The organism is Rhabdochromatium marinum (assembly GCF_016583795.1).
In the GTDB taxonomy this organism is placed as follows: domain Bacteria; phylum Pseudomonadota; class Gammaproteobacteria; order Chromatiales; family Chromatiaceae; genus Rhabdochromatium; species Rhabdochromatium marinum.
The window spans coordinates 57,283-72,062 of record NZ_NRRS01000007.1 but is presented as its reverse complement, the minus strand read 5'-3'; the positions used below and the strand labels follow the sequence as shown (position 1 = coordinate 72,062).

The following is a 14,780-nucleotide window of genomic DNA, read 5'->3' as shown; positions in this document are numbered from 1 at the left end:
CGGTAAATCTGGCATATCTGTTTAGTATGACAATGCCTCCGAATATTTTTCTGGTTGGCCCGATGGGGGCCGGCAAAAGCACCGTTGGGCGCCAACTGGCCGATGCGCTGGGTTATGAGTTTCTTGACAGCGATCAGGAAATTCAGCGCCGTACCGGTGTTGATATCCCCACAGTGTTTGAATTTGAGGGCGAGGCGGGGTTTCGCACCCGCGAGCGCCAGGTGCTTGAGGATCTGACCGAGCGCGACGGCGTGGTGCTGGCCACTGGCGGCGGGGCGGTGATGGCAGCTGAGAATCGTCAGCGACTGGCGGCTCGCGGGTATGTGATTTATCTGCATTGCAGTGCTGACCAGCAGCATGCCCGCACGGCGCGGGATCGCAACCGTCCCTTGCTGGAAACCGATGACCCCCTGGCCCGACTCAAGGAGCTCATGGCGCAGCGTGAGCCGGTGTATCGCCAGGTGGCAGATATGGTGGTCTCGACTGAACGTCGGGGTACTCTGTCGGTGGTGAAGGAAATTACCCGGCGCCTGGAACGGGAAACGCCTTAGGTTTGTAATGCCTTAGGGGCTGGTACTGAATGGAAAAACGCCCATGAGCCAAGCGCGTCAACGCCTGGAGATCAACCTTGGCGCACGATCCTATCCGATTTTGATCGGCCCGGGGTTGTTGCGTGATCCCAATGGCCTGCATCCCTTCATCCGGGGACCGCAGGTAATGGTGGTGAGTAATACCACAGTCGCACCGCTCTATTTGGATGCGTTGCGCGCAGGCTTGTCGGGCTATCAGGTGGCCGAGCGCATTCTGCCCGATGGTGAAGCCTATAAGGAACTGGGCACCTGGCATGGCATTTTCGATGCGCTGCTGGAACAACGCTTGGCGCGTGATTGCACCCTGATCGCGCTTGGCGGCGGGGTGGTGGGGGACATCACCGGCTTTGCCGCTGCCTGCTATCAGCGTGGGGTGGCCTTTATTCAAGTGCCGACCACTTTGCTGGCACAGGTGGATTCCTCGGTGGGTGGCAAGACTGGCATCAATCATCCCGCCGGGAAAAATATGATCGGTGCCTTCCATCAGCCCGCAGCCGTGATTGCTGACACCGATACTCTGGCGACGCTGCCGGCGCGCGAACTTGCGGCTGGATTGGCGGAGGTGGTCAAGTACGGGTTGATTCGTGATCCAGCGTTCTTCGCCTGGCTGGAGTCCCGGGCCGATGCGCTGCTGGCGCGTGATGCGGCGGTGCTGATGGAGGCCATTGAGCGCTCCTGCCGCAACAAGGCCGAGGTGGTTGAGGCCGATGAGCGCGAGCAGGGGCAACGTGCGCTGCTCAATCTGGGGCACACCTTTGGCCATGCTATCGAAGCCGGCCTGGGCTATGGCGAATGGCTGCACGGGGAGGCAGTCGCAGCAGGGATGGTGATGGCCGCTGAGCTGTCGCGGCAGCTGGGCTGGCTGGAGGCTCCGTCCGTGGAGCGCATCCGCGCGCTGCTGGAGCGTTTGGGTTTACCAGTGGCTCCGCCGGCGGCGCTGGCCAGTGACCGCCTGCTCGAACTGATGGCGGTGGATAAGAAGGTTCAGGCCGGGGTGCTGCGGCTGGTGCTGCTCAAGGGTATCGGTACAGCTCTGGTAACGCGGGATCTGAGCGCCGCGCAGATTATCGCCGGGATTGATGGCGCCCGGCGCTGAGCTGACGGGCTGAATCTGATCAGGCTAGAGGCTAGGCTGGACGCTGCAACGCCTCGTAGCGGTGGCTGAACACCTGTTGGCGCAGACGGTCGGCTTCTTCCAGTGTTTTGAGTAGTGGGCCATCCTGCCAGCTCTGGGTGCTGTGATCGAATACCGAGAAACGGTAGCCCTTGCCGACCTTGAATACCTTGGTCACATCCTGTCCGGCCTGCGCCATTGCATCAAGTTTGCTTAAGTTCCCGGGCGCGCCAGTGCAATCGCTGGCGATGCGGGTGAGCTGGGCGGCAGCTTGGGTGGGAGTGGTCGTGGTTGCAGGGGTGGCATCGGTTGTCTTGGCCGCGTCGGCTGCAATCTCAGTGTTCGGGTGAAAGTGAAACAGGTTATTTTGCATCTCACCCTGAATATCCAGCTCAACAGCCTTGAGTCCGGGCAGGCGGGCGAGCAGATACCCGGCCATCAGCCGACCGAGCTTGTCGTTTTCTGTCTCCAGTGCTGTCAGCAGCTTGTTGGCGACAATTTGCCCGCGCTGCACGCGGTCGGGTTTGGCGACCCAGTCCCGGCTCATTTGCCAACCCTGATCCATATCGCGGTCGAGCTGGTCAAATAAATCGCTGGCTTGAGTGAGCAGGGTCTCGGGGACGTTCAGGCTGTAGACCTGTTCGTCAATCATGGCTTCAAGAATCATACGGCTGCCTCCGGGCAATCTCTATCATGTATCGCTGGCTTTGATGATAGGGGCGAGCTGGCGTCTTGACTACCGCTGCGATGAGGTGAAGGACTGATGTTGCTGATGATCCCGGAACTCCTGCATGAAGCGCAATTACAAAAAATCCATCAGGTACTCGATGGGGCCGAGTTTGTCGATGGCAAGCTGAGCGCCGGACTGGCGGCTGCTCGAGTCAAGCACAACCAGGAACTGGCTGCTGAGAATAAGCGCAAGGAATTGCTGGTGCGGATTTTGATGTCTAGCTTGGGGCATCATCCGACCTTTCGCTTCGGTGCGCTGCCGCATCGGGTGGCCGATCCTATTATCGCCCGTTACCAGCCGGGGATGACTTATGGTGCCCACATTGACGACCCCATCATGGGTGCCAGTGGGCCACGCTTTCGCACCGATCTGTCGCTGACGGTCTTTCTCAATCCGCCCGAAGACTACGATGGCGGCGAGCTGAGTATTCGCACCAGCTTTGGCGAACGCGCGGTTAAGTTGGCCGCCGGCCATGCGGTGCTCTATCCTTCATCGAGTCTGCACGGCGTGGCACCCGTAACGCGCGGCGAACGCCTGGTTGCGCTGACCTGGATTCAAAGCTATGTGCGTGATCCAGCCCAGCGCGAACTGCTGTATGAACTCAATCAGGCCCGCGAGCATTTGCTAAGGGAAGCCCCAGAGGCTGAGCATACCGCCTGCGTGGATCGTTCCTATAACAATCTGGTGCGCATGTGGGCGGAACTCTGAAGTCCAGGTTACGTGTGGAAACCTGCTTCAGCGACGGCCCTGTCGCTTGGTGTTGTGCCCATTAGGATGATTTTTGCTAACCCGGAGATGGCTACTATGGCTCTGGCTCAGGAAGACTTGCAGCAAATCGGCGAATACGTCAAGAACCACATCAGCGAGTGGATCGCCGAGCAAAGCCTTGGCAAACCACCCGTGGTCTACGAGATTGAGTTACGCGAGCGCATGGTTCGCGTCGAAGAAGAACTCAAGGCCCAGCGTGAACTCATGCGCGAAGGCTTCGAACACAACCGAACGGAAATGAACCTGCGCTTTGAGCAGGTTAACAAGCGCTTTGAGCAGGTTGATAAACACTTCGAGCAAGTCGAAAAGCGCTTCGAGCAAATCGACAGGCGCTTTGAGCAAGTGGATAAGCGCTTGGATCTCATGCAAGCCGACATGGACAAGCGTTTTGATCAAGTCGATAAACGCTTCGACGAGATGCTCAAGCGCCACGATACCCATTTCCTGTGGCTCGTGGGATTTATTGGCTCGGGTGTGATGATTATCATCGGCGCGATGCGTTATCTTTAGTGCCACTCAACTAGCGCTACTCAACACTGCGTTTTTTCTGGGCGACTGGCTAATTCCGCTCAGATTGTTCGCCCTGCTTTTCGAGAAATAATTCGGCGAGTGAATGGTAGAGGGGGTGCGGGCTGATGAGGTAGGAGACGCCATAGCCAATCATGGCTGTGGCCATAAGGGCGAGCAGGGCGTATTGATCATTGGTCATTTCCATCACAATCACAAAGCCGGTGATGGGGGATTTCACTGCGCCAGCAAAGTAGCCTACCATGCCGAGCAAAATCATCATCTCCAGCGATGAAACCGGTGCGATCCGGTGTAGATCGACGCCGATGCCAGCGCCGGTTGAGAGCGTGGGCGCGAAGATGCCGCCTGGAATGCCGCTCAGATAGGACGCCAGTGAGGCGATGAACTTATAGAGCGGGTAGAGCGGATCGGACTGGGCGCTCTCGATGACCATCGCCTTGGCGATGTCGTAGCCCGATCCCATGACCTGATAATCGGTGAGTGCCCCGACAGTGACTAGCACGCAGCCGCACAGAAAAGCGACGCTGAGAGGGTTGGTCGCAACCACAGGCATCAGCCAGCGCGATCCCTTGATCACCAACAAGGCAAAAAGTCCGCCGGCAAGACCGGCCACAACACCACACATCAACACGGCGACCCAGTCACCCGGTGCATCGACGCTGGCGACGCTGTCGGTGCCAAAATAGCTGTCCTGGCCCACGATCGCCATGGCCACCAGAGCCGAGATGATGACCGCCAGGGTGACGATGCCGGCCAGGCGTGCACTAAAGGTGCGGGCGATTTCCTCAATAGCGAAGATGATACCGGCCAGAGGCGTGCTGAAGGCCGCAGAAATGCCGGCCGCACTGCCAGCAAGCAGCATGGCGCGCGCCATGTAGTCCGGGGGAAAGCGCGCGAAATGGCGCATGGAGTACATGATGGAGGCGGCGACATGTACCGTGGGTCCTTCGCGTCCAATTGAGGCCCCACATGACTGGCCGATCAGCGTGAGCAGAATTTTGCCGGCGGCCAGCTTGAGCGATACCACCCGCGATTTGGTGCGCATTTCGAGTGCGGCGATAATCTGATTGATACCGCTGCCCTCACTGCCGGGAAAGAATCGGCGCGCCAGCCAGGTTACCAGCACCAGGCCCAGGGGGGTGATGATCAGGGGGGCCAGCGGCGCCTGTTCGGCCATGTTAAAGAACAGCTGATTGGCGTGCAGACTCAGTATGCCAAAGACGGTCGATACCAGGCCCACCAGGATGGCCCCAATCAGGAATGCCAGGCGCATACGCCAGGCATGCAGGGAGAGTAGCAGGCGTTTAAGCGAGCGCAGATGCTTGTAGGGAGGCACGAAAAATTAAGTTTAGTCGCCCTGCGAGGATGAGTTGCGCAGCAGGTCGCCGAGGGCGTCGAACGGTCGGTAGGTGGTGGATGTCTGGCTTTCGGTCTGGCCGCCGCCCGAAGTTCGTCCAGCGCCGAGTGCGGCTAGATGCTCTTCGAACTTCTGGTGCTCATTGTCATGACAGTAGAGGCACAGCAGTTCCCAGTTGCTGCCATCGGGCGGGTTGTTGTCATGGTCCATATCCTTATGATGCACCGTCAGTTCGCGCAGATTGGTCTGACTGAATTCACGTCCGCAACGACCGCATACCCAAGGATAGAGCTTGAGTGCCTGCGCGCGATAGCCGGAGGCGCGCTCGTCACTGGCGCGACGAGCGCTGGCGACGATTTGATCGAGCTTGCCGGTGTCGATGGGCTTGCCGGTTTTGGGATGGCGGGCTTGAGTCATAAGCGGCTCCGGATCTGTCAGCGGGTCTGTGAGTAGAGGTGGCCAGGGTGGCGCCTGTAATCTTTAGGGGGTTATTGTCGTTGGTGGGGGCCAGGCCATTCGCCGCCCCATCAGAGCGCAAGTCTAGTCAAGGATGACCTCTTGCCGCTAGCCCCGAGACTTGACTCCTTGCGATTACGGCAGTGGTGATGGGCATTGTAACCATCACTCAACAAGCAATTTTAACGATACATTGATAATCGTTGATAGATCACATTAGCTGAAAAGCATTGTTCGGATGCGTTGATTCGGGTTAAAGTCCCGAGCCGCATTGAAACCGATTCCCCGCTGGCTGCTGACATCAGCAATCGTCTATCGATCAGATCAGGAGAATCGATTTTCGTTTAAGTCAGCAGCCGGCTAACCTTGTTCCGATTCGATTCTCGGATTTGAGGCGTCGGCAGGCCGAAGCAGACGCAAACAGACCACAGGAGCTGAGCATGAGCGTAAAAACTTACGACGCCGGTGTAAAAGAATACCGGGACATGTACTGGACGCCTGATTACGTCCCCCTCGACACCGATCTTCTCGCCTGCTTCAAGTGCACCGGTCAGCCAGGTGTACCACGCGAAGAAGTCGCCGCCGCCGTCGCCGCCGAGTCGTCCACCGGCACCTGGAGTACCGTCTGGTCAGAGCTGCTGACCGATATGGAATATTACAAGGGTCGTGCCTATCGCATTGAAGATGTGCCGGGTGACAGTGAATCCTTCTATGCTTTTATCGCCTATCCAATCGATCTTTTCGAGGAAGGCTCCATCGTCAACGTGCTCACCTCCCTGGTCGGCAATGTCTTCGGCTTCAAGGCGCTGCGCCACCTGCGCTTGGAAGATATCCGCTTCCCGATTGCCTATGTCAAGACCTGCATGGGGCCGCCCAACGGCATCCAGGTCGAGCGCGACAAGATGAACAAATATGGCCGCCCGTTGCTCGGCGCAACCATCAAGCCTAAGCTGGGCCTGTCGGCCAAAAACTACGGTCGTGCCGTCTACGAAGCCCTGCGTGGCGGCCTGGACTTCACCAAAGACGATGAAAACGTCAACTCCCAGCCTTTCATGCGCTGGCAGAACCGTTTTGAATTCGTCGGTGAGGCCATTCAATCCGCCCAGCAGGAAACCGGCGAGCGCAAGGGGCATTACCTGAATGTCACCGCCGCTACCCCTGAAGATATGTATGAGCGGGCTGAATTTGCCAAGGAATGCGGCGTGCCCATCATCATGCACGACTTCCTGACCGGCGGCTTTACTGCCAACACCGGTTTGGCACGCTGGTGCCGCAAAAATGGCGTACTGCTGCACATTCACCGTGCCATGCATGCGGTCATTGATCGTCATCCCAAGCATGGTATCCACTTCCGCGTGCTGGCCAAGTGCCTGCGTCTGTCCGGTGGTGATCACCTGCACACCGGCACCGTGGTGGGTAAGCTCGAAGGCGATCGTGCATCCACTCTCGGCTATGTCGATTTGCTGCGTGAATCCTTCGTGCCGGAAGATCGCAGCCGTGGTGTCTTCTTTGATCAGGATTGGGGGTCCATGCCCGGCGTCTTTGCGGTCGCCTCTGGCGGTATCCATGTCTGGCACATGCCGGCACTGGTCACCATCTTCGGCGACGACTCAGTCTTGCAGTTCGGTGGTGGTACCCAGGGCCATCCGTGGGGCAACGCCGCTGGTGCCGCAGCCAACCGCGTCGCGGTCGAGGCCTGCGTCAAAGCGCGCAACGAAGGTCGCGAGCTGGAGAAAGAATCCCGCGAGATCATGACCGAGGCGGCCCGTCACAGCCCCGAGCTGGCAGTTGCCATGGAAACCTGGAAGGAGATCAAGTTCGAGTTTGACACCGTCGACAAGCTCGACGTGAGCTGATCGCGCTTCCGGCTGCGGCGCGTTTAAACGCGCCGTGCGCTGGCCGCCCCATCTTTTGCCGCTGACCCATTTTTTCAGAGGATGCAAGCCATGCCTTTCCAGAGCGTTCAAGGCGACTACCAGACTAAACAAACCCTCGAAACCTTCGGCTTTCTGCCGCCCCTGACCCAGGACGAGATTTACGACCAGATCGCCTATATCATCGCTCAGGGCTGGACTCCGGCTATTGAGCATGTCCACCCCAGCAACTCCATGAAGGACTACTGGACCATGTGGAAGCTGCCCTTTTTTGGCGAAACCGAACTGGCCAATGTCGTCAATGAGCTTGAGAGCTGCCACCGCGCCTATCCAGACCACCATGTGCGTCTGACCGGGTACGACAACTATACCCAGAGTCAGGGATCCTGCTTCGTGGTCTTTCAAGGGCGCGGCTGATTGCTCCTGCCTGGCGGGTAGCCTGGCGCCTTGATCGTCTGTCGCTACCGGTGCAGGCATGCCGCCGATGCCGATTGCCGCCTACCCAATGTTCGAGCACCTCGCTGGAGGTGCCGCTGGAAGGTCGGATGATCACCTGGTCGGGCTCTACCCGAGTCCATACTTACAGGCACCGGAATCGCAGACACAGTTAACGGATACCACGATGGCAAGCAAAGCGAACCTGAAAACCAGCGGTCGCGAGGCCGCATTGGCCCGTCGCCGCGCGCTCTCGACCGGCGGCAAGCCGCGAGCGAGTTCGGCAGCAGCTGAGCGCAGTCGCAGCGCCCCGGTGCGGCCGCCGGTGAGTTCCGGTAACGCCTCTCGACCGGCGCCGCAGGCACGGCAACGCCCGGAACCAAGCCCAAGTCGAAGTTCAGACGCGCGCCAACCAGCAACCAGTCGCTCATTCGCTGCTTCAGGATCACGGCGCCGGCCACCGGTGGGCCAGCCTTCAGCGGCCCGCGCGCGGCGCGAGGCGCTGTCGAGGCAGGGGCGGCGTGCCGCCAAGAGCCAGGATCGGGTGCGTTCCCCGGAGTCGGTACGCATGTCGGCTTCAGCGACGGCGGCGCCCAAAGCAGCGACGGCCTCTGCGGCTGTGGAAGCGGCCCGGTCGCCGGCGTCGGCCAACGCCGGCAGTCAGGTCAAGACCACCAGTCGTTTGACCGCTCCCAGCTTGGGCAGTAATCGCTCAGGCACGAATAGCTTAGGCCAGAGTCGCGCGCGCTCCGAATCCGCCTCAGGCAAGAGCGTCCGCAGCCGTCGCCGTGACCATGGCCTGGGTGCCAAACCGACCGGGCGCATGCTGTCTCAGGCGCGGCGTGCAGCTCAGTCCGGGCGCGGCAAGGCGGCGACCAATGCGCCGACCTCGGCGGCAGGTCTGGCGCGGCAGGCCAATCCAAAATTATCCGGGCGCGAACTGTCTCAGCGCGTGCGCGCCCAGCGCAGTCACAACGGTGGTGCAGGCGAACCCAAATCCGCTCCCACTGGTCGCTTGCGCCCCAATGCGGCTGCGCGTGGCGCTGCCGATCAGCACTGGAAAGTTGGCGTCAGCGAAACCGCCGCCGGCCAGACAGTGACCGGCACCCGGGTTGGGCGCAGCCCCAAAACCACCGGTGACGAGTCCAGCACCTGTCGAGCGGTGACTGGCACCGAATACATGGGCGCGGATATCTTTCGCGAATTCTGTCACACAGAACCCCGACGAGGGGTGCTCAAGGTTGGTGTCAGTCCCTCCGGGCAGGGCAATAGTATTACTGGCAATGAAGTCGGGCGCTCGACACGGGTGACCGGCGATGAGCCGGGCAGCTGTACCCGCGTGACCGGGACGGATTATTTGTCCCCAGCTCACTTTGAGGCCTTCTGCGAAACTACGCCGGAACCCAATCATGGGCGTCGCACCGGCCTGGCAGCCACTCAGGGTGGGCAGCCTGTGTCAGGCAGTCAGGTGGGTCGCTCCACCAGGGTAACCGGCGACGAACAAGGCGCCGGTGTCCAGACCACGGGTACTCAGTACACCAACGTGCAGAGCATCACCGATGGCATTCCACCACACCAGAGCGGGAATCGCCCGGCGGCGCAGGTTCCGAAAAAGGTTGGTGTCTCCTCGACTCTGAGCGGTCGCCAGGTCACTGGTACCCGAGTGGGACGAGCCGCGCAGGTCACGGGCGATGAACCCGGCAGCTGCCGCTCGGTCACCGGTGATGAGTATCTCTCCAGTGAACAGTACGAAAGCTTCTGCGCCACGCGACCTGAGCCGGAACCGGCCCGGGCGGGCGAGGAATCCCGTACCGCGCTTGGGCAGCGCGTCTCGGGCACCCAAACCGGTCGCTCGACACGCGTCACAGGTGATGAGCCTGGCACCTGCAAGGCGGTCACAGGGACGCCTTATGCCGGTATGGAACAGATGGCCGAGTATTGCAGTCCGGCGGCGCGGGAGTCGGCGCGCGAGCGCATGATGCCGATGGCGCGCCGTTCCGCTGGCGCGGCGATGACCGGCCAGGCACCGGGCGTTGGTGGCAAGATTTCTGGTGACGAACGTGGTGTCTGTGAACCCCTTACCGGTACGCCCTACGTCAGCCCTGCTCAACAGTCAGCGGTCTGTGCTGAGAACGAGAGCTTCCAGGCCGACCAATCCGGACTGGCAGCGACGCCCGATGAGGCGGACTTTCCCCAGCCACTCAGTGGTGCTTCCTGGCCGTCCTTTAGTGTGACCTCGCCAGCGCGCCAGGCCGATCATCAGCGCGCCGTACGTGCCAGCGCGGTCACCGGCGGCCTCGACAGCAAAAACGGCGGACGTATTACCGGCCCCTTTGGCATGGCGACTGGCAAGATTACCGGCACGGAAGAGGCCCGCTTTGGCGCAGGACGCAAGTCGGCACCGGCTTCTGCTTCTGCTCCTGCTGGCGAGCCGGCGCCATCCGGTGGGCGTCAGGTGACCGGAGAAGGGCTGTCAGCGGGGTTAAGAATTACCGGCGACGACTGGGCGCGCGGCGAGCGGGTGACGGGAACCGAGGGTGCTTGGTCCAAGCAGCGCAACCCGACCCGTTCCGGCCCGACCTCAGCGATGCCAAGCTTTGAGCGCAAGCGCAATGAGGAAACCCCCTTGCCGGTTAGCCGGGTCACCGGCAGCAGCGGGAATACCGAGCGCGGTTCGTTGATCACCTATTCGGGTGGGGCGCGCGGGTAAACCGGTCCGGTTCAGGCAGAGTCGTGGATTCATAGCACCATGTTAGGACGTCATCGACAATCACCGCGCTCGCGAGGGCTGCCGACCGCTTCGGCGGCTGCGGCACCCATCGCGCGACCGGGATGGCGCACCAGCGAGGCTGCGGCACCATCGGCGCCTGACACTGCGGTACTAACGCATGCAGACGTCGCGGTCAACGAGGCTCCGCGAGGTCGCGAGGCACAGGAAGCCGCCAGACGAGCGGCTGCGGCACGCGAACGCTCAGCCGCTGAGGCCAAGCGCTCACGTCAGACAACGCACCGACCACAGGTGGCCGCCAGCAGAAAACAGGCTCCCCGGCGTGCTCAGTCTGCGCAGTCGCGTGCAACGGACAATCAGGCGCTTGGCACCCAACATCGCTTGCATCCGCTGACCAATGCGGCGGCCAATGCGGCGCTGTTCGACTATGAATCCCGGGTCAAGGAATCCTTTGATCGCATTGTCCCGGTGCTCAAGCGGGTCGCCGCCATGCAATGCGAACCGCGCTTTGAGGAGCGGGCGGTTGAGCTGATCGAATCCGAGCTTGGCTTTGAACTGCCCAGGCAGGAAGTTGAACATGCCTGGGTCAGTGGTCTGGATATGCGCCGGCTGTTTGCCGTGTCGGTGTTTAAGACCTACCGGCGCATCAGCGATGAATTTTATACCCAGGATCCACTGGGGGGGCGTGAGACTCAAGCGTTTGAGGCCTTCCTGCAAGACTGTGGTTTTCATCTGCTCGATGTCACCCCTTGTGCGGACGGACGGCTGGCCCACGCCATCAGCTATGTGTTGCGCCTGCCCTATGCGGCGGTGCGGCGTAAGTCTTACGCGGGCTCGTTGTTTGATGTCGAGAATACCGTGCAGAAGTGGGCCGAGACCGAGATGCTGCGCTTCCGTGAGGGGCGCCCTAATACGGCGGATGCACCAACTCGTTATCTGAAGACGGTGATCTACCATTACAGCTCGGTCGATCCAGCCCATCAGGGCTGTGCTGCCCATGGGTCGGATGACGATCTGGCGGCGCGTGCCGGACTGGAGCGTTTACAGGCCTTTCAGCAGGCGATTGAAAACACCTACTGCTGTGGTGCTTCAGTCGATTTATTAATGATTGGACTGGATACGGACACCGATGCGATTCGCGTGCATATTCCGGATCGCAACAGCCATATCGATTTCAAGCGTTGGGTTGATGGGCGGAAAATTTACGAGATCACGCGCGGCATGACGGCCGAGCAGGCGCGCAAGCATACCCTGGAGCTGGTGCGTGCCCAGGCGACGGAGCAGGAGCGTAGCACCGGGGCTGCAGCAGCCGCTGATGGAATGCTGCGGCTGATTGCCCGCCTGATCGAAAACAATGTCTCGCAGATCGACTATGTGCGCACCTACCATCAGGGGAGCTATGCCGATATTGGTCATGCCGAGCGCTTTATCGGGGCAGGCATTGGCTTTGAAGAGATTCAACTGCGTAACCTGACCTATTTCGCCTATTTGACGACGGTGGAGGAAGGCGCGGCTGATGTCGATGTTGGCATTAAAATTTTCTCTGGGCTGAATGTCAGTCGCGGGCTGCCGGTGCCGGTGGTGGTGCGCTATGACTACCACGGCGGGGTGCCGGGAGCACGTGAACGCGCGGTCACGCATTGCGAGCGCATCGCCCAGGCACTCAAGGCGCGTTACCCGCAACTCTGTGCCGACGGGCTGCTGCATTGTTTGCGCGTGGTGCGCGATTGCGATGCCGCCGCACCGATTGAGGTGGTGGGCTGCTCGCTGTATGAACACCAGGATCAGGCGGCGCATTGAATGCGAGACTAACTGAAATGACTCGTGGCCTGATATGAAAATTTGTAAGGTGCTCAAGCCATTGGTTTCAACCAACCGAATTGCCGGGTTCGAGCACAAGCGGTTGCAGGTGGTGCTGGACGGCAGCAACAAGATGGTTGCAGTGGATGCTGTCGGTGCGGTGCCGGGTGATTGGGTGATCTGCGTCGGCAGCTCAGCCGCACGCGAGGCGGCGGGCAGCAAGGAGTACCCCAGTGATCTGACTATTGTCGGCATTATTGATGATTGGCAGCCGGAGACCTGAGCCGGCGGCGCGAACCTGACCGCAGGAGTTTTTCAGGGCGCATGGATATTTTTCAGGTGGTGGATACCCTGGTTTGCACGCTGCGGGTTTCTGGATTGGATCATTGCAGTCTGCGCGTGCTGCGGGATGCTAAAGGCAAACTCCAGGTCGCGACCGATCCGGTGGGGGCGCGACCTGGGAACTGGGTTTTTACGGTAAATGGTTCAGCCGGTCGCTATGCGATGGGTGATGCAAAAATTCTGACCGATCTCACCATCGGCGGAATCATTGATGATTGGGAGAGCGAAGCGACCCCAGCATCGGCGGCAGTTGCGCCTCAGGCAAGTTGATAACGAGGAGACACTGAAATGGCAGGCGAGCACTACGGTATCGCGCTGGGCATGATCGAGACCCGGGGTCTGGTACCAGCGATTGAGGCGGCCGATGCGATGACCAAGGCAGCCGAGGTGCGGCTGATTGGACGCGAATTCGTTGGCGGCGGCTATGTCACCGTGCTGGTGCGCGGTGAAACGGGTGCTGTCAATGCAGCCGTGCGGGCTGGGGCTGATGCCTGCGAGCGGGTCGGCGATGGTCTGGTGGCCGCACATATTATTGCGCGTCCGCATCCGGAACTGGATCCGGTCCTGGAGGCCAGCGACGGTTTTGCGCCGGGGGCACAGCGGCGCTAGGCGACATCTTCCCGGTAATTGGCCCCGGAATAGATCCCGGTCAATGGCGGTCAGCGACCGCGTTATTAGAGCTTTTCTTTAAGCGTAGTAAGCGTAGATAGACGGAGAAACACAATGGCAAACGAAACCATGGGTATTGCTCTTGGCATGATCGAAACGCGCGGTCTGGTACCAGCGATCGAGGCAGCGGACGCGATGACGAAGGCGGCGGAAGTCCGCTTGATCGGTCGTGAATTCGTTGGTGGTGGCTATGTCACCGTGCTGGTGCGCGGTGAAACCGGTGCTGTGAATGCCGCCGTGCGGGCCGGTGCTGATGCCTGTGAGCGCGTGGGCGACGGTCTGGTTGCCGCACACATTATTGCCCGTCCGCATCGTGAGGTTGAACCGGTGCTGCCCACAGGTGGTTCGGCCGCTTAAGCACCGCCGCAGTCCAATGCCCGATTGGTTTCGGCCGCTGCGCTGGCGGATGTGCCAGGCGTGCACGTCTGCCAGCGCACAGGGCACTGAAGCCTTCGGCGAGTCAGTCAGGCAGCGATCAAGATCACCATGCAGATGATGCAACAGCCACGGGTTCATCCCCGCACGCTCGGGTATCTCGGGCGCGCATTGAGTCTGGAATACTCCGCCGTGCAACAGTATATGACCCAGGCCGCTCTGGCCGAGGCCTGGGGACTGCAGACGGCGGCGGATCGTTTCCGCGTTGAGACCGTTGAGGAAATGCGCCATGCTGAACGCTTGGTCAAGCGGATGCTTGGTGTTGGCGTGGTGCCTAATGCTTCGCAATTGCGCCCGGTGGCCGTCGCCGACAGTCTGATCGGTCTGCTGCAACAGGATGCGGTGCTGGAAGCGGAGATTGTCGCGCTCTATCAGGAGGCAACGGGATTCTGTCGGCAGATTGGCGAGATGGAAAACGCCGAATTTTTCCACGGCTTGCTGAATGACGAAATCGCTCATGCCAAGGAGGTTGATGAATGGTTGCAGAGCCTGGGTGCTGGTCAGACCAGGAGTTGGAATGAGCGAGCCTATTTCTGATCCATCAGTTCCCGACCGATCGCCAGCGGCGACACCAGCTGCCCCGCCGGGCACGCATGGCTGGACTCAACGGGAGCGCCCGTTGCGCCTGGAACGGCGTCTGGAATTTCCGGACTATGAGGCCACACGCGTCTTCCTGGAGCGAGCGGGTGAAGTCTCTGAGGCCATGGATCTGTATCCCGACCTCAGCTTCGGGAGAACCTATGTGAACCTGACGGTGTTTGCCGATGAGGAGTCGGGAACATTGCCCCCTGAGGCACGGGCCTTTGCCGAACGCATTGACAGATGTATCGGCCGCAGTTGCTCGATTGAGTTCCCGCCACCCTGAGGATACCGCTGTTATCTCACCAGGATAACGCCGTCATCGTCCCTATTCTTCATGCGCACATGCCCGTTGCGCGTGCTAAGATGTTTTCC

At 60.4% G+C, this 14,780-nt stretch carries 18 protein-coding genes; 14 read left to right on the top strand and 4 right to left on the bottom strand.

The window, feature by feature from the left end:
* Nucleotides 1–26: 26 nt before the first annotated feature.
* On the top strand, nucleotides 27–551 hold the full coding sequence (gene aroK / locus CKO36_RS03840; RefSeq protein ID WP_200280782.1) for a shikimate kinase AroK: 525 nt from the start codon (nucleotides 27–29) through the stop codon (nucleotides 549–551).
* Nucleotides 552–594: 43 nt separating this feature from the next.
* On the top strand, nucleotides 595–1,686 hold the full coding sequence (gene aroB, locus CKO36_RS03835; protein ID WP_200280780.1) for a 3-dehydroquinate synthase: 1,092 nt from the start codon (nucleotides 595–597) through the stop codon (nucleotides 1,684–1,686).
* A gap of 31 nt (nucleotides 1,687–1,717) precedes the next feature.
* Here the strand turns inward: aroB and CKO36_RS03830 are convergent, their stop codons facing one another.
* Nucleotides 1,718–2,371 carry a hypothetical protein gene (locus CKO36_RS03830; protein ID WP_200280778.1) on the bottom strand — a complete coding sequence of 218 codons (654 nt, stop codon included), beginning with the start codon at nucleotides 2,369–2,371 and terminating at the stop codon, nucleotides 1,718–1,720.
* A 96-nt stretch (nucleotides 2,372–2,467) separates the two neighbouring features.
* On the opposite strand from CKO36_RS03830, the gene CKO36_RS03825 reads away from it, so the two are divergent.
* Both CKO36_RS03825 and CKO36_RS03820 read left to right on the top strand, forming a co-directional pair.
* Nucleotides 2,468–3,142, top strand: coding sequence for a Fe2+-dependent dioxygenase (locus CKO36_RS03825; protein WP_200280777.1), 675 nt, complete (start codon nucleotides 2,468–2,470; stop codon nucleotides 3,140–3,142).
* Between the two features lie 96 nt (nucleotides 3,143–3,238).
* On the top strand, nucleotides 3,239–3,712 hold the full coding sequence (locus CKO36_RS03820) for a hypothetical protein (RefSeq protein ID WP_200280774.1): 474 nt from the start codon (nucleotides 3,239–3,241) through the stop codon (nucleotides 3,710–3,712).
* 49 nt (nucleotides 3,713–3,761) lie between these two features.
* Here CKO36_RS03820 and CKO36_RS03815 read toward each other — a convergent pair whose 3' ends face one another.
* A complete protein-coding gene (locus CKO36_RS03815; RefSeq protein WP_200280771.1) occupies nucleotides 3,762–5,066 on the bottom strand; it encodes a chloride channel protein in 1,305 nt (434 codons plus the stop codon).
* A gap of 12 nt (nucleotides 5,067–5,078) precedes the next feature.
* Nucleotides 5,079–5,504 (bottom strand): YajD family HNH nuclease, encoded by a 426-nt coding sequence (locus CKO36_RS03810; RefSeq protein WP_200280768.1) that lies wholly within the window; start codon nucleotides 5,502–5,504, stop codon nucleotides 5,079–5,081.
* Between the two features lie 479 nt (nucleotides 5,505–5,983).
* Here CKO36_RS03810 and CKO36_RS03805 point away from each other — a divergent pair, with 479 nt between their 5' ends.
* Both CKO36_RS03805 and CKO36_RS03800 read left to right on the top strand, forming a co-directional pair.
* Nucleotides 5,984–7,399 carry a form I ribulose bisphosphate carboxylase large subunit gene (locus tag CKO36_RS03805; RefSeq protein ID WP_200280765.1) on the top strand — a complete coding sequence of 472 codons (1,416 nt, stop codon included), beginning with the start codon at nucleotides 5,984–5,986 and terminating at the stop codon, nucleotides 7,397–7,399.
* 90 nt (nucleotides 7,400–7,489) lie between these two features.
* Nucleotides 7,490–7,834 carry a ribulose bisphosphate carboxylase small subunit gene (locus CKO36_RS03800; RefSeq protein ID WP_200280762.1) on the top strand — a complete coding sequence of 115 codons (345 nt, stop codon included), beginning with the start codon at nucleotides 7,490–7,492 and terminating at the stop codon, nucleotides 7,832–7,834.
* 147 nt (nucleotides 7,835–7,981) lie between these two features.
* On the opposite strand, the gene CKO36_RS19535 is transcribed toward CKO36_RS03800, so the two are convergent.
* Nucleotides 7,982–8,422 carry a hypothetical protein gene (locus CKO36_RS19535; RefSeq protein ID WP_242469374.1) on the bottom strand — a complete coding sequence of 147 codons (441 nt, stop codon included), beginning with the start codon at nucleotides 8,420–8,422 and terminating at the stop codon, nucleotides 7,982–7,984.
* Here CKO36_RS19535 and CKO36_RS03795 point away from each other — a divergent pair.
* The 8 genes from CKO36_RS03795 (at nucleotide 8,421) to CKO36_RS03760 (ending at nucleotide 14,691) form a co-directional block, all read left to right on the top strand.
* Complete coding sequence (locus CKO36_RS03795; RefSeq protein ID WP_242469373.1) at nucleotides 8,421–10,562, top strand: CsoS2 family carboxysome shell protein; 2,142 nt, start codon at nucleotides 8,421–8,423, stop codon at nucleotides 10,560–10,562. The two genes, CKO36_RS19535 and CKO36_RS03795, sit on opposite strands and share 2 nt — an antisense overlap.
* A gap of 39 nt (nucleotides 10,563–10,601) precedes the next feature.
* Complete coding sequence (locus CKO36_RS03790) at nucleotides 10,602–12,380, top strand: carboxysome shell carbonic anhydrase (protein ID WP_242469372.1); 1,779 nt, start codon at nucleotides 10,602–10,604, stop codon at nucleotides 12,378–12,380.
* 34 nt (nucleotides 12,381–12,414) lie between these two features.
* A complete protein-coding gene (locus CKO36_RS03785; protein ID WP_200280756.1) occupies nucleotides 12,415–12,663 on the top strand; it encodes an alpha-carboxysome shell vertex protein CsoS4 in 249 nt (82 codons plus the stop codon).
* Between the two features lie 41 nt (nucleotides 12,664–12,704).
* Nucleotides 12,705–12,992 (top strand): carboxysome peptide B, encoded by a 288-nt coding sequence (locus tag CKO36_RS03780; RefSeq protein ID WP_200280754.1) that lies wholly within the window; start codon nucleotides 12,705–12,707, stop codon nucleotides 12,990–12,992.
* A gap of 18 nt (nucleotides 12,993–13,010) precedes the next feature.
* Nucleotides 13,011–13,331: an alpha-carboxysome major shell protein CsoS1 gene (locus tag CKO36_RS03775; protein WP_200280751.1), complete on the top strand. Its 321-nt coding sequence runs from the start codon at nucleotides 13,011–13,013 to the stop codon at nucleotides 13,329–13,331.
* A gap of 114 nt (nucleotides 13,332–13,445) precedes the next feature.
* Complete coding sequence (locus CKO36_RS03770; RefSeq protein WP_275957815.1) at nucleotides 13,446–13,748, top strand: alpha-carboxysome major shell protein CsoS1; 303 nt, start codon at nucleotides 13,446–13,448, stop codon at nucleotides 13,746–13,748.
* Between the two features lie 135 nt (nucleotides 13,749–13,883).
* A complete protein-coding gene (locus tag CKO36_RS03765; RefSeq protein WP_200280748.1) occupies nucleotides 13,884–14,363 on the top strand; it encodes a ferritin-like domain-containing protein in 480 nt (159 codons plus the stop codon).
* The gene (locus CKO36_RS03760) at nucleotides 14,344–14,691 is read left to right on the top strand and encodes a 4a-hydroxytetrahydrobiopterin dehydratase (RefSeq protein ID WP_200280744.1); all 348 of its coding nucleotides are present in this window, start codon (nucleotides 14,344–14,346) and stop codon (nucleotides 14,689–14,691) included. The genes CKO36_RS03765 and CKO36_RS03760 overlap by 20 nt, the downstream gene beginning before the upstream one ends.
* Nucleotides 14,692–14,780: the final 89 nt, after the last annotated feature.

Coding starts and splice junctions, on each gene's coding strand:
- aroK (WP_200280782.1), top strand. CDS start 27: ATGACAATGCCTCCGAATATTTTTCTGGTTGGCCCGATGGGGGCCGGC.
- aroB (WP_200280780.1), top strand. CDS start 595: ATGAGCCAAGCGCGTCAACGCCTGGAGATCAACCTTGGCGCACGATCC.
- CKO36_RS03830 (WP_200280778.1), bottom strand. CDS start 2,371: ATGATTCTTGAAGCCATGATTGACGAACAGGTCTACAGCCTGAACGTC.
- CKO36_RS03825 (WP_200280777.1), top strand. CDS start 2,468: ATGTTGCTGATGATCCCGGAACTCCTGCATGAAGCGCAATTACAAAAA.
- CKO36_RS03820 (WP_200280774.1), top strand. CDS start 3,239: ATGGCTCTGGCTCAGGAAGACTTGCAGCAAATCGGCGAATACGTCAAG.
- CKO36_RS03810 (WP_200280768.1), bottom strand. CDS start 5,504: ATGACTCAAGCCCGCCATCCCAAAACCGGCAAGCCCATCGACACCGGC.
- CKO36_RS03805 (WP_200280765.1), top strand. CDS start 5,984: ATGAGCGTAAAAACTTACGACGCCGGTGTAAAAGAATACCGGGACATG.
- CKO36_RS03800 (WP_200280762.1), top strand. CDS start 7,490: ATGCCTTTCCAGAGCGTTCAAGGCGACTACCAGACTAAACAAACCCTC.
- CKO36_RS03795 (WP_242469373.1), top strand. CDS start 8,421: ATGTCGGCTTCAGCGACGGCGGCGCCCAAAGCAGCGACGGCCTCTGCG.
- CKO36_RS19535 (WP_242469374.1), bottom strand. CDS start 8,422: ATGCGTACCGACTCCGGGGAACGCACCCGATCCTGGCTCTTGGCGGCA.
- CKO36_RS03790 (WP_242469372.1), top strand. CDS start 10,602: ATGTTAGGACGTCATCGACAATCACCGCGCTCGCGAGGGCTGCCGACC.
- CKO36_RS03785 (WP_200280756.1), top strand. CDS start 12,415: ATGAAAATTTGTAAGGTGCTCAAGCCATTGGTTTCAACCAACCGAATT.
- CKO36_RS03780 (WP_200280754.1), top strand. CDS start 12,705: ATGGATATTTTTCAGGTGGTGGATACCCTGGTTTGCACGCTGCGGGTT.
- CKO36_RS03775 (WP_200280751.1), top strand. CDS start 13,011: ATGGCAGGCGAGCACTACGGTATCGCGCTGGGCATGATCGAGACCCGG.
- CKO36_RS03770 (WP_275957815.1), top strand. CDS start 13,446: ATGGCAAACGAAACCATGGGTATTGCTCTTGGCATGATCGAAACGCGC.
- CKO36_RS03765 (WP_200280748.1), top strand. CDS start 13,884: ATGATGCAACAGCCACGGGTTCATCCCCGCACGCTCGGGTATCTCGGG.
- CKO36_RS03760 (WP_200280744.1), top strand. CDS start 14,344: ATGAGCGAGCCTATTTCTGATCCATCAGTTCCCGACCGATCGCCAGCG.